General features: G+C 45.7%; 17 protein-coding genes. 11 read left to right on the top strand and 6 right to left on the bottom strand.

Annotated elements, in window-relative coordinates; genetic code table 11:
• Positions 1-74: 74 nt before the first annotated feature.
• Positions 75-713: a two-component system response regulator YdfI gene (ydfI, locus tag P3X63_RS21060; RefSeq protein ID WP_077736002.1), complete on the bottom strand. Its 639-nt coding sequence runs from the start codon at positions 711-713 to the stop codon at positions 75-77.
• On the bottom strand, positions 706-1,929 hold the full coding sequence (gene ydfH / locus P3X63_RS21055; protein ID WP_277691904.1) for a two-component system sensor histidine kinase YdfH: 1,224 nt from the start codon (positions 1,927-1,929) through the stop codon (positions 706-708). The genes ydfI and ydfH overlap by 8 nt, the downstream gene beginning before the upstream one ends.
• A gap of 270 nt (positions 1,930-2,199) precedes the next feature.
• On the opposite strand from ydfH, the gene P3X63_RS21050 reads away from it, so the two are divergent.
• From P3X63_RS21050 to P3X63_RS21035, 4 genes are all read left to right on the top strand, one after another.
• Positions 2,200-2,370 carry a hypothetical protein gene (locus P3X63_RS21050; protein WP_142246068.1) on the top strand — a complete coding sequence of 57 codons (171 nt, stop codon included), beginning with the start codon at positions 2,200-2,202 and terminating at the stop codon, positions 2,368-2,370.
• Entirely contained in the window at positions 2,367-2,543 is a 177-nt protein-coding gene (locus tag P3X63_RS21045; protein ID WP_142246069.1) for a hypothetical protein, read from the top strand. The genes P3X63_RS21050 and P3X63_RS21045 overlap by 4 nt, the downstream gene beginning before the upstream one ends.
• Positions 2,544-2,664: 121 nt before the next feature.
• Entirely contained in the window at positions 2,665-3,528 is an 864-nt protein-coding gene (locus tag P3X63_RS21040; RefSeq protein ID WP_277691902.1) for a glycosyltransferase family 8 protein, read from the top strand.
• Between the two features lie 41 nt (positions 3,529-3,569).
• Positions 3,570-4,619 (top strand): phosphoglycerate dehydrogenase, encoded by a 1,050-nt coding sequence (locus P3X63_RS21035; RefSeq protein WP_277691901.1) that lies wholly within the window; start codon positions 3,570-3,572, stop codon positions 4,617-4,619.
• A gap of 31 nt (positions 4,620-4,650) precedes the next feature.
• On the opposite strand, the gene P3X63_RS21030 is transcribed toward P3X63_RS21035, so the two are convergent.
• The gene (locus P3X63_RS21030; RefSeq protein ID WP_026589196.1) at positions 4,651-5,031 is read right to left on the bottom strand and encodes a VOC family protein; all 381 of its coding nucleotides are present in this window, start codon (positions 5,029-5,031) and stop codon (positions 4,651-4,653) included.
• A 151-nt stretch (positions 5,032-5,182) separates the two neighbouring features.
• Here P3X63_RS21030 and P3X63_RS21025 point away from each other — a divergent pair, with 151 nt between their 5' ends.
• Positions 5,183-6,373 carry a class I SAM-dependent rRNA methyltransferase gene (locus tag P3X63_RS21025; protein WP_026589195.1) on the top strand — a complete coding sequence of 397 codons (1,191 nt, stop codon included), beginning with the start codon at positions 5,183-5,185 and terminating at the stop codon, positions 6,371-6,373.
• 229 nt (positions 6,374-6,602) lie between these two features.
• Positions 6,603-8,066: a sodium/proline symporter PutP gene (putP, locus tag P3X63_RS21020; protein WP_277691900.1), complete on the top strand. Its 1,464-nt coding sequence runs from the start codon at positions 6,603-6,605 to the stop codon at positions 8,064-8,066.
• A 160-nt stretch (positions 8,067-8,226) separates the two neighbouring features.
• Here the strand turns inward: putP and P3X63_RS21015 are convergent, their stop codons facing one another.
• Positions 8,227-8,910, bottom strand: a complete 684-nt coding sequence (locus P3X63_RS21015) for a CidB/LrgB family autolysis modulator (RefSeq protein WP_277691899.1) — start codon at positions 8,908-8,910, stop codon at positions 8,227-8,229.
• Positions 8,892-9,278 (bottom strand): CidA/LrgA family holin-like protein, encoded by a 387-nt coding sequence (locus P3X63_RS21010; RefSeq protein ID WP_026589192.1) that lies wholly within the window; start codon positions 9,276-9,278, stop codon positions 8,892-8,894. The genes P3X63_RS21015 and P3X63_RS21010 overlap by 19 nt, the downstream gene beginning before the upstream one ends.
• Positions 9,279-9,746: 468 nt before the next feature.
• Here P3X63_RS21010 and P3X63_RS21005 point away from each other — a divergent pair, with 468 nt between their 5' ends.
• The 5 genes from P3X63_RS21005 (at position 9,747) to thiE (ending at position 12,976) form a co-directional block, all read left to right on the top strand.
• Complete coding sequence (locus tag P3X63_RS21005) at positions 9,747-10,175, top strand: YwqH-like family protein (protein ID WP_026589191.1); 429 nt, start codon at positions 9,747-9,749, stop codon at positions 10,173-10,175.
• Positions 10,172-10,441 carry a YwqI/YxiC family protein gene (locus tag P3X63_RS21000; RefSeq protein ID WP_277691898.1) on the top strand — a complete coding sequence of 90 codons (270 nt, stop codon included), beginning with the start codon at positions 10,172-10,174 and terminating at the stop codon, positions 10,439-10,441. The genes P3X63_RS21005 and P3X63_RS21000 overlap by 4 nt, the downstream gene beginning before the upstream one ends.
• A 137-nt stretch (positions 10,442-10,578) precedes the next feature.
• Positions 10,579-11,493, top strand: coding sequence for a cidABC operon transcriptional activator CidR (gene cidR, locus P3X63_RS20995; protein ID WP_026589189.1), 915 nt, complete (start codon positions 10,579-10,581; stop codon positions 11,491-11,493).
• Complete coding sequence (thiM, locus tag P3X63_RS20990; RefSeq protein WP_077736006.1) at positions 11,490-12,302, top strand: hydroxyethylthiazole kinase; 813 nt, start codon at positions 11,490-11,492, stop codon at positions 12,300-12,302. The genes cidR and thiM overlap by 4 nt, the downstream gene beginning before the upstream one ends.
• On the top strand, positions 12,302-12,976 hold the full coding sequence (gene thiE / locus P3X63_RS20985; protein ID WP_026589187.1) for a thiamine phosphate synthase: 675 nt from the start codon (positions 12,302-12,304) through the stop codon (positions 12,974-12,976). The genes thiM and thiE overlap by 1 nt, the downstream gene beginning before the upstream one ends.
• A gap of 43 nt (positions 12,977-13,019) precedes the next feature.
• Here the strand turns inward: thiE and P3X63_RS20980 are convergent, their stop codons facing one another.
• Positions 13,020-14,174, bottom strand: a complete 1,155-nt coding sequence (locus tag P3X63_RS20980; protein ID WP_026589186.1) for an ROK family transcriptional regulator — start codon at positions 14,172-14,174, stop codon at positions 13,020-13,022.
• Positions 14,175-14,178 lie beyond the last annotated feature (4 nt).

Here is a 14,178-nt window from a genome sequence, read left to right as displayed (position 1 = left end):
TTGTAGTGGACAATGAAATAAAAAAAACGTACATTCGGACATGTACGTTTGGGCAAATTTCAAATTTGATATTATTAGTCTAATGTCAGAATACCTCTTTGCATGGCAATCGTCACTGCTTCAGTTCTTGAATTCGCGCCTAATTTATTGTAAATGGACGTTAGTCTAGACTTTACTGTTCGCTCAGAGACACCCAAATCAAAGGCAATCGCTTTGCTTTTAAGCCCTTTGGCAATGGCTTTTAGAACAATGACTTCCTTTTCTGTCAGCTGCGTATCACTGTGCTGCTTCTTCATCCGCTCTAATTGGATTTCTTGCAGACGTTTTAAGATATCAGGCTGCAATAGCACGTTTCCTCTTATTGCTGCATCCATCGTATGAAAAAGGGTTTCTGAACTTGTATCCTTCAATAGATATCCTTTCGCCCCTAATTCAATTCCTTCGATCATTAAGTGATCTTCATTATACGTAGTCAAAATAATGATGGGGATGTCGTGTTTTTCTTTTATTAGTTTAATGGCTTCTAACCCGCTCATCTCTGGCATATACAAATCCATGAGAATAATATCCGGTTTTAATTCATCTGCAAGGCGGACTGCCGCTTTGCCATTTTCTGCCTCTCCTATGATGATGTAGTGATCATTCGTTTCAATTAAAAGCTTCAGACCTTCCCTCACGACAAGATGGTCATCAACGATTAAAACCTTATTCATTTTGCATCTCTCCCTGAATTGGTACAGTAATCTCAATTTGTGTTCCTATAGATTTTTTACTCTTTATATTGAATTGGCCTTTCATTGCTCTGACGCGTTCTTCTATGCCGAGAAGCCCATAATGTCCTCTCTTTTTCTTGCCCTTTTCAACATCAAATCCTTTGCCATTGTCCTTGACAGTTAAATGGAGCCTCTGCTTATCATCGTCCCAAATGGATACCGAGATTGTTTCTGCTTCAGCATGCTTTGCTGCATTCGCTATGCATTCTCCAATGATGTAATAACAGTTTTCAGCTGTTCGAACGTCCGGCACTTGATCTAATCTGTAGTCTAAAAAACAAGCCATGCCTGTCGACTCTTGAAAATGATCCATTAATGAGGTAATTCTTTCTTTTAAAAAACCGATTTCTTCTGATTTGCTGCGCAGATCGTCAATCGCTGAACGTGCATCAGCTAATGTGCTTTTCACTCTATTCATAGATTGTTGAACGATTTCTTTTGCTCTCTCTGTGTTGTCTTTGGCGAGATGAACATGAATAGCGTCCAGCTGCATATTTAAACTGACCAGCCCTTGAGCAAGCGTATCGTGTAAGTCCCGGGCCATACGCTGTCTCTCGTTTTGCAGCGTCAGCTGTTCTACCTGCTGATGAGCCAGCTCCAGCCTTTCAAGAGTCAGCTGCGCTTTTATCTTTTCATCGACTTGGGAAAAAAATGTAGCGGCATATGTGATAGTCACGATCATAATAGGTACTGCTATGACAAGAAAATGCAAATATTCACCTTTGTGAATCTGATATACTACATTGATTGACAGCAGAAGCAATAAATAAAGGATGAGGAACGTCTTTCTTCTGTCTGCCATTCCTATAATCTGTCCAATCAAAAATGCATAAAGGCCAATGATGATCAGCACTAAGAAGCCAGGCATGATATTAGCAAGTGTAAAAGTGATCAGACCTTGTACTATGAAGTACAGAATCACCCTTTTCTTAACCCAGCGATATGAGTGCCAATGCAGCAAAACAAAGATGGCGGTCAATACTGTAAACACATTAAGCAATAAAATGGACCAGCTCCCATTCAGAAATTGCAGCACGATAGAGGCTACATAGATCATGAGAATAAAAGCCAGGCCTGGCACTCTGAGCGCAAGCATATTTAATGCCCGCCTATCATGTGAGTAGTACTTTTCTTTGAAAGGATTCCTTATCAGCAAACCTCATCCACTTCCTTTAACAGTTTAACCGAAAAGAGACTAATGAAAATCGATCCCATTTCATTGAACGTGCAACATACATTTATCCAATCATTTTATAGGAAGAAAAGGAACACAACAATACCAAGGTGCATTGAACCATTAGATGTTCCCAACATATGATCATTGCCCAAACGTACATATACATTCTGCCTTTATGTACGTATTATCTTTCCAAATTTACATTTAAAATAATGAGGAACTCACTATTCATTGAAGGAATGATCAACATTGAAATCGATTGATCTCATCATTTTATCATTAAAAAGAAAAGGAATCAGAACTGAGAAAGTGTTAAAAAATCAGTGCCCTGATCGATTAAGCAATGCGAACGAAAAAACAGACAAGCATCGAAACAAAAATAGTCAATCCAAGAACACGTGTAAAGAAAAAGAGGAATGAATATGTATTGGTTTTTAGGTGCTTTATTATATTTTCTCATCGGTACTTGTATATTCATTGGAGTCATTAGAGACAGTCACTCAGGCTCATGGATACTCCTTGCGTTAGCAGCCCCGCTCATTATTGTTGGCTATCCTTACTTTTATTTAAAGCAGCTTCTTGTCAAAAGATAGCCAAAATAGACGCCATACAATCTGAGGATCTTGCATGATCCTTTTTTTTTCGGCCTATCGACGGTGTTTATTTTTTGAAGAAAGGGAATAGAACAAAAAAAGAAAAGGAGATGGAAGACATATGAAAAGCGACCGAACCATGCATATTATTTCTTGTACAGACAATAACTACGCACAGCATTTAAGCGTGTTGTTCGCATCATTGCTGACGAATATGGATCAGAGGCGCGATGTGAAACTGTATGTCATCGACGGAGGGATTGAACCGGAGAATAAAAAGCGGCTGGAAGAGACGACCCTCCGATTCGGGGCTCCTATTACATTTCTTAATGTGGAAAAAAGCCAGTATGACAAAGCGGTCGAAAGCAGCCATATTACAAAAGCGGCTTACTATCGAATTTCCATTCCCGATCTGATTGATGACGAATCCGTTAAACGAATGATCTATGTCGACTGCGACACCTTAGTGTTGGAGGATATATCGAAGTTGTGGGACAAGGACATATCACCTTATTTCGCAGCGGCCGTTGAAGATGCAGGCCAGCATGAACGGCTGAAAAAGATGAACATCAGTGATGAAGCAAAATACTTTAACTCGGGCATAATGATCATCGATATGGAAGCCTGGAGAAAAAACGACATTTCGAAAAAAGTCATCGAGTTTATCAATAACAACGATGAAGACATGTTTGTGTTTCATGACCAGGACGCGCTGAACGCGATTCTTTATGATCAGTGGCTCGAACTTCATCCGAGGTGGAACGCCCAAACACACATTATGTTAAAAGAAAAAACACCGGCTTCTCTCATCGATCAAAAGCGCTATATGGAAACAAGGGCAAATCCCGCAATCGTTCATTTCTGCGGCGGAAACAAGCCTTGGAATTCACAAACCTCACACCCGTACACCCGTCAATATTTTAAATATTTGCAGTCCACGGCCTTTAACCAGACGGACAAGTTGTCTAAAAACCATGTCAGCTAACATGCCAATCTTCTTTTTAAATCCCAGGATGAATCGATATAATGACAACAAACCCTGACGTATCCCCATATTCGCTTGTTTCCTTTCATCGGAAACAAGCATTTTTCTGGTCGGGAAAATTCCTGATGAATGGAGGAGAGCTTTTGCCTAAAGTGCTGTTGACGCTTAACGGACTGTTTTACCGCGCAGCGCCGCGGTTGAAAGAAAGGATCGAACAGCTCGGCGCCGAATTTACGTTTTTGGATTCAAATCGGTTGATGAGACAGGATTTACTGACTCATATCAAGGATGTCCATATTTATATCGCCGGCGTTGAAAAAGCGGACCGGGAGCTGATCGACGCCGCTCCGGGACTCCGGTATATCATGAAATTCGGCGCGGGAATCGACAATATTGATGTGGAATATGCAAACGAAAAAGGAATTCTCGTCACGAATGCACCCGGCCAAAATGCCTCGGCAGTCGCCGATTTGGCATTCGGTCTTCTGCTGTCTGGCGCCCGTTCGATCCCGCAGTCAAACGCCGCAGTCAAAGCCGGCTTATGGCAATCGGCGATGGGTTATGAGCTCGATGGAAAAACGCTGGGGCTTATCGGTTTTGGGGAAATCGGCAAAAAGGTTGCAAGGCGGGCTTCCGGGTTTAATATGAACGTTTTGGCGTACGGCACATACAAAGACTACAATGCAGCCAAACGGCTGAATGTACGGTTCGCCGAGCTTGACGATCTCCTGGCAAAATCGGACTTTGTATGTATCAGCACATCATTGAGACCTGCCACCTATCATTTGATCAATCAAGAAAAACTGGCAAAAATGAAGAAAACCGCGTACCTGATCAACATTGCCCGCGGAGAAGTGGTGGACGAAAGCGCGCTTATTCAAGCGCTTGAACAAAAACAGATCAGGGGCGCAGCATTGGACGTCTTTGAAACCGAACCGCCGGCTGCCCGGATCACCGGTCTCGGCAATGTCATTTGCACGGCGCATATCGGCGGCGCTACGTTTGAGAGCATCAGGCGTATCGAAGAGGTGACCTATCAAAACATCAAAAGGTTTATCGAAAAACAGCAGCCGGCTTTCCGCGTTCGATAAAGACCGGAAACGGCGATAAGCCGCGTCCCGGTTATGTTCTTTGAAAAAACTCAACCATTTCTCCTTCGGGGCCAAAAAGAAAAAAATAGCGGAAGCCGTTCGGCAATACGGTGATCTCATCTTCCATCAGCTTGATGCCGGCGCCTTTTACGCGAGCGAATTCAGCCTCGATATCATCGGTCGAGACGGCAAAATGATGAACTTTTCCTTCCTGGGGAAGGTTGTCGTTATATCCCTCGATCAGTTCAAGCTCTGTCTCGTCTCTGTTCTCAAAGCCTAAAAAAGCGAGTTTCATGACGCCGTTTGTGTGCGTCATTCTCCCTTTCAATGTCATACCGATCATATCTTGGTAAAAAGCGATCGATGCCTCAATGTCCTTCACCATCAGTCCTATGTGGTCGATTCTTGCCACCTTTAGGATACCTCCTTTTTTCTTATCATCATAGAAGAGTCTGAAATATCCGTCAATTTTTTCGGGAGGGAAATTCCGCTATCATGTATAGGAAGATGAACAAAGCGTTATGGTAGGATAGAACAAGACTTTAATAGAAGGACTGAACACAATGAAGACGCTAAAAATAAAACACAGCTACGCGGCGAAGATGAAAAAAGGCTATCCCTTGATTTCAAAAGATGCCGTCCTTTCGGAAGTCGGCCATTTGACAGAAGGAGAGCTGATTGAAATTTTCGATGAAAATGGAGCTTTCCTGGGGAAAGGCTATTACGGAGAACAAAACAAAGGGATCGGATGGGTGCTGACGCAAAATCGGAACGAGCCGGTCGATAAAAGCTTCTTTCTCGGCAGACTGGCAAAGGCTTTTCAGGAAAGAGAGCCGCTCTTTCAGGATCCGGAAACGACGGCCTTTCGTTTATTTAACGGTGAAGGAGACGGAATCGGCGGCTTCACGATCGATTACTATGATGGATATTATTTGCTTCAGTGGTACAGCAAGGGGATTTATACGTTTAAGGAAATGATCATCTCCGCACTTGACGAGCTTGTCGACTATAAAGCCGTCTATGAGAAAAAGCGGTTTGATGAAGCCGGGCAGTATCTCGAAGATGACGATTTTGTCAAAGGAACGCGAGGAGAATTTCCGATTATCGTGAAGGAAAACGGCATCCATTTTGCCGTTTATCTCAATGACGGCGCCATGACGGGCGTGTTCCTTGACCAGCGTCATGTCCGCAAATCGATAAGGGACCGGTATGCCGAAGGGAAAACCGTGCTGAACACATTCTCATATACCGGTGCTTTTTCCGTCGCCGCAGCCCTCGGAGGCGCCGAAAAAACAACAAGTGTCGATGTGGCCAACCGGAGCTTAAACCGGACGATCGAGCAGTTCAGCGTCAACGGTCTGGATTTTGAAGCTCATGACATCAAAGTAATGGATGTGTTTCGCTACTTTCAATACGCCGCGAAAAAACAAATCAGTTTTGACCTGGTGATTCTTGACCCTCCATCTTTTGCAAGAACGAAAAAGCATACGTTCAGCGCGGCAAAGGATTATAAAAATCTGTTAAAAGAAACGATCCAAATTACAAAAAACCAAGGGGTTATTGTCGCTTCAACAAACAGTAGCGCATTCGGAATGAAAAAGTTCAAAAGCTTCATTGATTCGGCATGCAAAGAAACGGGGACGAGCTACACGATTCTGGAAGAACATTCCTTGCCTGAGGACTTTAAGACGTTGAAAAGCTATCCCGAAGGCAATTATTTAAAAGTTGTCTTTTTGCGGATTCGCCGCTGGTGAATGACATGAAATTTTCTCGGCGATCATCATGGGGGATTTGCTATGCCTTTTGCGATCGTCCCGGTGATTGGAGAATAGAATTCGGAAAAAATAAGACAAAAGCCCGCTCCGGCGGGCTTTTTTCATTGCGCTTACCACGAAATTTCAAAAGAATCGTGATAAAAAACGATACCTGTTGGCGGATGAATCATGTATATTGATAATACGAAAAACTGAATAGGGGGAAGTTATGGATTACGGAGTTTTGATATCGATAGGTATTTACATGGCTGGAATGCTGTTCATCGGATATTTTGCCTATCGGAGAACAGCAAATTTGAATGATTATATGCTCGGGGGGAGAAATCTCGGCCCCGCCGTCACCGCTTTAAGCGCAGGAGCGTCGGATATGAGCGGCTGGCTTTTGATGGGGCTTCCGGGAGCGATGTTTGTCAACGGGCTCAGCAGCGGCTGGATTGTCGTCGGCCTGGCGATCGGAGCCTATTTGAATTGGCTGTATGTAGCCCCGAGGCTGAGAACATATACGGAAGTGGCCGGCAACAGCATCACGATACCCGATTATTTTGAAAATCGTTTTAAAGATCGCTCAAGGATTTTAAGGGTGACCTCAGCTTTTGTGATTCTTATCTTTTTTACGTTTTATACATCTTCAGGAATGGTCGCGGGAGGAGAACTGTTTAAAACCGCCTTCCATCTCGATTACCGGATCGGCATCTGGCTGACGGCCGGCGTGGTTATCCTCTATACGCTTTTCGGCGGTTTTTTGGCGGTCAGTTGGACGGATTTTGTCCAAGGAACCATTATGTTTATCGCGCTCATCTTAATGCCGATTGTCGTTTTTGTTCAATTGGGCGGAGTCGCACCCGCGTTTTCGGAAGTTCGTTCTGTGGACCCCGGCCTGCTGCAGCCGTTCAAGGGAACGACCGCGGTCGGGATCCTGTCGCTGTTGGCATGGGGGCTCGGTTATTTCGGACAGCCCCATATCATTGTCAGGTTCATGGCGATTTCAAGTGTGAAAGAGATGAAAAGAGCGCGGAGAATCGGGATGGGCTGGATGATATTTTCAATCTGCGGAGCGATGTTTACGGGACTCGTCGGCATCGCTTATTTCAGTGCGAACCATTTAACATTAAAGAATCCCGAAACGATCTTTATCGTACTTTCCGAGCTTTTGTTTCCTTCAATGATCACCGGGTTTTTGCTGGCATCGATTTTGGCGGCCGTCATGAGCACGATTTCATCACAGCTTCTTGTGACATCAAGCGCCCTGACAGAAGACTTCTATAAAGCATTTATCCGGAAAGGTGCATCTGATAAAGAACTCGTTCTTGTCGGAAGGCTGTCTGTTCTCGCGATTTCGCTGATCGCCCTCATTATGGCGCTCAACCCGAATGAAACGATACTGAACCTTGTCGGCTATGCATGGGCCGGCTTCGGCGCTGCATTCGGTCCGGTCGTCCTGTTGAGCCTGTATTGGAAGAGGATGACAAAATGGGGCGCGCTTCTAGGAATGCTCTCCGGCGCGCTGACCGTGATCGCCTGGGAACAAGTGGACGCTTTTGCCCCTGTCTATGAAATGATTCCAGGGTTCATTGTTTGTACGGCGGTCATTATTGCCGTCAGCCTGTTGACGAAAAAACCGGCGGCAGTGATTGAAGAAGAGTTTGATAGGGCAGTTAGAAAAGTTAAATAGTAATCAAAAAAGCCATTTCAAACAATAAAATGGCTTTTTACTAGTAAATTGGGTGAAAACTGAAATGATTTTCACCCAATTTACGATTTAACGATCTGGAAAAATATTTATGATATTTTGTCTTCGATAAACAATTCCCCTAAATTGATATTTGACGGGTTCAAACTGTAATAAGCGAAATCAAAAACGGTGCCGCGCAAAGCGTAATGATCGCCGCCAAAATCATGGATACGCTGGAGATGGTTCCGGACACTGAACTCAGCTCAAACGCTTTTGACGTGCCGGCTCCGTGGGCGCTTGTTCCAAGGAGAACGCCTCTTGCGATTTCATTGTCGATCCGGAAATAGCGGATGACCATCGGTCCGATCACTGAGCCGAACAAAGCGGTCAAAATGACAAATACGGCGGTGACCGGAGGCATGCCGCCGATCATTTCCGACACGCTCATCGCGATCGGAGTCGTCACCGATCTTGGCACGAGGCTCTCGATCAGGTCTCCATTCAGCTTGAACAGCTTTGCGATGAAGGCTGTTGACAGGATCGCGATGCAGCAGCCGATGGTTACATTAATCATGATTTCAACAGCGTATTTTTTTAGGATCGGAAAGTATTTGTAGAGCGGAATCGCAAAAGCCACGGTAGCAGGCTGCAGCATATCGGTCAACAGCCGTCCGCCGGCGTTGTATGCTTCAAAAGGTACATTAATCAAAAGCAGAAGGCCGACCAAGATCAGCGGCGTGATCAATAAAGGTGAAGCATATACCTTTGGATGCCGGGTATATATCGCCTTCGCCCCCATATAAATCAAGACTGTAGCAATCAGGCTTATGCATCCGATGAGCATGTTTTTTTCCTTTCCTTTCTTTTAGCAATCATTTGGGTCAGCATTCCTGTCGATACCATGACGACAAAAGTGCTGAGAAGAACGACGAGCATAATGCTTGTTCCAAATTCCTTGAGAATATCTCCGTAATTTATGATCCCCACAGCGGAAGGGACAAAGAACAGAAGAAGCTCCGCAAGAAGCCACAATGCGCCGATTTCAATCCATTCGAGCTTAATAACCTTGAAATGGAGAAGCGCAAAGATCACGACGATACCAATTATACTTCCGGGTATTTTTATATGAAGAACCTCGACAATCAGATTCATCAAACGCGCAAATAAAAATAAAAGAGCGACCTGACCTAATCCTTTAATGAATGTTTTCATGTCATTATCCCCCTTTCTAAACAAGAGTGTACAGGAGAATGAGGTATAGGTAAAATACATATACAGAATAGTCATTATTCATTTTGTCTATATGAAAAAAGCAAAAACCAGGGCGAAAGAAACAGTTTATTTACTAAAATTAGAAAACGACTGTCTGAATGGACCGGGATGATTTCTGTGACAATCAAACCTCTCAGTCCCCATGCCATTGGACTTGTCCCGACAAGCGGAGCCCTCTGATTGACTCAGGAAAGAACGGTCATAATCCATTGAATCCTCAAAAGGGTGGGCGAGATGCTGTGTACAAATCCCTAAAAACAGTATTTAAAGCCTATTCAACATCCATGCTTTTCGACTTAAACTATAAATATTGGAAATGTGCGCAAAGTCAAGTAAAAGATGTGAATCTATGTAAAAGATGGTTTAACAGCCCGAAAATCAATACTGCAATTTCAGAGGTGACAAACAATGGACTACTCAGGCACGCTGGAAAAAATACACGGTGTCCTCTCGCATAAAGCGGCCGAGCTGGAAGAACAAATTTCCCGGCTTAAGAAGGCAAAGCGGGAAGTTGAAAAGGAACAAAACCTCGGCATTGAAGAAATCAGACAGATTTTGCGTCCGAGCCTTGACAAATCGTGGACCGGAAGCCGGGCAGCCGATTTCGATGAAGCACGTCATGAAGCGCACACGGTGATGTACAGAATATTTAACGATGATTATGAACGGTATATTCATAAAATCGATTTAAAGATATTTGCTTTGGACGCTGAAAAAGGAGCGGTTGATGCCGCGAGCTGGTCGGCGGACCGGGCGGACTTTCTGCTTGAAAAGGGAGAGGAAGCCGTCGATGCGCTGCACAGTACAATCAATGGTTTAAAAGGGTGGTTGAAATGAGTAAGACAATTAAACTGAATCATGCAGCGGTCATGAAACAGCTGGATCAAGTGAAAAGCGCGCTTGACTCCCTTTCTCTAAAAGGCCCGTCAGCCGGGGATCTCGGCCAAAACAACCTTGACTTTACAAAAAAATGGCTTGAACGGGAAGGCACCATACACGACATGGTCAAGCAATACAAAGAAGCTGTTGATAAAAATATTGAAGACACCCGCTCAAATGTGGATAGCTTGAAGGAACAAGATCAAGCGATTGCCAGAAAATAAGCGCTGCCGGTTTGCCGGCGGCGTTTTTTTATATGGCAGTGGCAAGGGGACGGGGGTGCAGAAAATATGAAATTTGGTTTAAAATATGAGATAAATGAAAAACAAGCATCGAAAAGCTCTGAAAGGATGTCAAACGAATGGACATACGCCACCTAACCTACTTTTTAGAGGTCGCCCGTCTGAAAAGCTTTACAAAAGCCGCTCAGTCCTTATACATCTCACAGCCGACGATTTCAAAAATGATCAAAAATCTTGAAGAAGAGCTCGGAATTGAGCTGTTTTACAGGCGCGGACGGCAGATCGAACTGACGGATGCCGGCCAAAGCATGTATGTGCAGGCCCAGGAGATCACCAAGTCGTTTCAAAATTTAACTTCAGAGCTGAATGATTTAATGGATGTCAAAAAAGGACATGTGCGAATCGGGTTGCCGCCGATGATCGGCTCCGGTTTTTTCCCGAAAGTCATCGGGGATTTCAGAGACAAATATCCGAATGTCACCTTTCAGCTTGTCGAGCACGGGTCTGTGAAAGTGCAGGAAGGTGTGGAAGATGGCTCGCTTGACATCGGCGTCGTTGTCCTGCCGGCAAAGGAAGAAATTTTTCATTCATTTACAATTGTAAAAGAAAACCTGATGCTGATCGTTCATCCTTCACACCGTTTTGCTGATGCAAAAGAAATCGAGCTTCAACAATTGAGCGAAGAACCGTTTATTTTTTTTCGGGAAGACTTTGTCCTTCACGAACGGATCATTACAGCATGTTTGAAAGCGGGCTTTCAGCCGAATGTGATTTATGAAACATCACAATGGGATTTTATCAGTGAAATGGTCTCGGCGAATCTTGGAATCGGGCTTCTGCCTGAAAGAATCTGCCGGGATCTTGATCCGGAAAGGGTGAAGATCATTCCCCTGATCAGGCCTTCCATTCCGTGGCACGTCGCTGTCATCTGGAGAAAGGACCGCTACCTTTCATTCGCGGCCAGGGCTTGGATTGACCATACAAAATCGTATATATGGAGTCATTCAGAAGCAGAAAGGGATGAAGCAAAATGAATCAACAAGATGCCGCAAAAGGAATAGAACGAGTCAGAAAACAAAAGCCGCTCGTTCACAACATGACCAACAATGTCGTCACAAACTTTACAGCAAACGGCCTGCTGTCTCTCGGCGCCTCACCGGTGATGGCTTATGCGAGGGAAGAGGCGGCGGACATGGCGAAGATCGCCGGCGCTCTTGTGCTGAATATCGGTACGCTCAGCCTGGAGTCTGTCGAATCGATGATCATTGCGGGCCAATCTGCAAATGAACATGGGGTTCCCGTCATTCTTGATCCTGTCGGAGCGGGGGCGACGCCGTTCCGAACGTCATCTGCTCAGCGGATCATGCGCAAGGTAAACGTTTCTCTCATCAGGGGCAACGCTGCGGAAATCGCCAATACACTTGGTGAAGACTGGGCGATAAAAGGAGTGGACGCCGGAGAAGATGGCGGCGACAGGATCGGCCTGGCAAAAAAGGCGGCTAAAGCCTGGAACACGGTCGTAGTCATGACCGGTGCGGAGGATGTCGTGACCGACGGGGCAAGGGTCTATACAGTGGGCAATGGCCATGAGCTTCTGACAAAGGTAACAGGAACAGGGTGTCTGTTCACCTCTGTCATTGGTGCCTTTTGCGCGGTTGAAAAGGATCATTGCAAGGCCGCTGTAGCAGCTGCCGCTTTCTATGGCCTGGCCGCGGAGTTGGCGGCGGAAAAAACCGCTCATCAAGGGCCGGGAAGCTTCCAGATTGAATTTTTAAACCAGCTTGCTGCTGTAGTCTCGAAAGACATCGAGCAGCGGGCGATCATCAGAGAGGTGAAATCGTGATGGCACAAGTGGCAAGGCAAACGATGAAAGATCTTCTTTCTGTCTATTTTATAATGGGCTCCAATAATACGGAGAAGGACCCTTTAACAGTGATCGAATCTGCTTTAAAAGGCGGGGCCACTCTTTTTCAATTTCGAGAAAAAGGAAAAGGAGCGCTGCAAGGCGAAGATCGAAAGGCTTTTGCCCGACAAGTCCAGGCGATTTGCCGCAAGGCCGGCGTCCCGTTTATCATCAACGATGATGTCGATCTCGCCCTTGAGCTTGGTGCCGATGGTGTGCACATCGGCCAGGATGACGAAAAGGCCGCCGACGTCCGCGCCCGCATCGGGGACAAAATTCTCGGCGTGTCCGCTCATACCATCGAAGAAGTCATCAAAGCCGAACAAGACGGCGCCGATTACATCGGTGCAGGGCCGGTTTATCAGACGGAAACGAAGCTTGACGCCAAAGCCGTTCAGGGCGTCAAGCTGATCAGCGAAATCCAGAGACAAGGCATTGAAATTCCTGTGGTCGCTATCGGCGGCATCACGATAGAAAACTGTGCACCAGTTATAGAAGCCGGCGCCGACGGCATCAGCATCATCAGCGCCATCAGCAAGGCCGCCGATCCAAAAGCGGCTGCCGAAGCGTTGCATGCAAAAGTGAAATCCGTCAAAAAAAGCGCAAATTCCTAGCCGGGGATTTGCGCTTTTTGCATGAAGCCGCCGTCAAAAGCTTTCATTCATAAACCGTTTCCAGAAAGCGTTCGATGACAATCGATGATACGCCCAGGGAGGAGGCGATGCGGCCGAGTGAGGAGATTTGTAAGCGATAGCCGGTCAGCGCCTCTTTTTTGCTTCGAGATGAAATGGTTTTCTTAATCGAGTCGACAATCTCCGGATGGGATTCAACAATCGTATTTCGCAAAATAATGGTGTCGGGATTCAGCGTTTTGATGATATTGAGCAGTCCCACACCGATATAGAACCCGAAGGTTTCGAACGTCTTCAGGATGTTCGGGTCCCGGCGCCCGGCGAGCTCTTTGACCGTTTGATAGAGCGGTGTCTCTCCATTTTTGAGGTAGGGTGAAAAAACGGCTTTTTCTGACGCGTATAACTCCCAGCAGCCTTTGTTTCCACATCGGCACGCCGGACCATTAAAGTCGATCGACATGTGCCCCGCTTCTCCGGAAAACCCTTCAACACCTCGAAAGAGCCTGCCGTTCATCAAAATCCCCAGCCCGATGCCGGCATTGATACTCACAAAAATCGCATGTTTCAAATCTCCTGCTTCACCATACTCTTTTTCACCAACGGCTCCCGCGTTTGCTTCATTTTCGATCAAAACAGGAACATCGAAATGTTCTTCCAGCAGCCTCTTCAATTCAATCAGATGTATCGGTTTATTTGGCGTGAACACCACACGCTCGTCATTGTCAACCAAGCCGGGAACACAGACGCCGATCCCCGTCAGGCCGTATGGGGAGGGCGGCATCTTGTCAATGGCCAAACCGATCAGTTCGATCAGCGCCTGTTCTGTCGCCGTTATGTCTTCTTCATCGAGAACCCGTTCATACTGTTCGATAATGTTACCTTCAAGGTCAGTTAATACGACGATGATGTAGTCCGTGCCGATATCGACGCCGACCGCAAACCCCGCTTTGCGGTTGAATTTCAGCATCACAGGCCGTCTGCCGCCGCTCGATTCTCCGCGGCCGGTTTCAAAAATGATGTCCTTTTGCAGCAGGGAAGATACCTGGGAGGAAACGGTTGCCTTATTTAACCCCGTTATTTCCGAAAGCTTTGCCCTTGAAATGGGGGCATTGGCGATGATCTGTTCAAGAATCAGCGCTTTATTCATTTTTTTGACAAGGGCTTGGTCCGCGGTATTCAATGAC

The sequence above is a fragment of the Bacillus sp. HSf4 genome (genome assembly GCF_029537375.1).
Lineage (GTDB): Bacteria > Bacillota > Bacilli > Bacillales > Bacillaceae > Bacillus > Bacillus sonorensis_A.
Note: the sequence above shows the minus strand (reverse complement) of the source record. Positions and strands in the feature narration are given on the sequence as shown.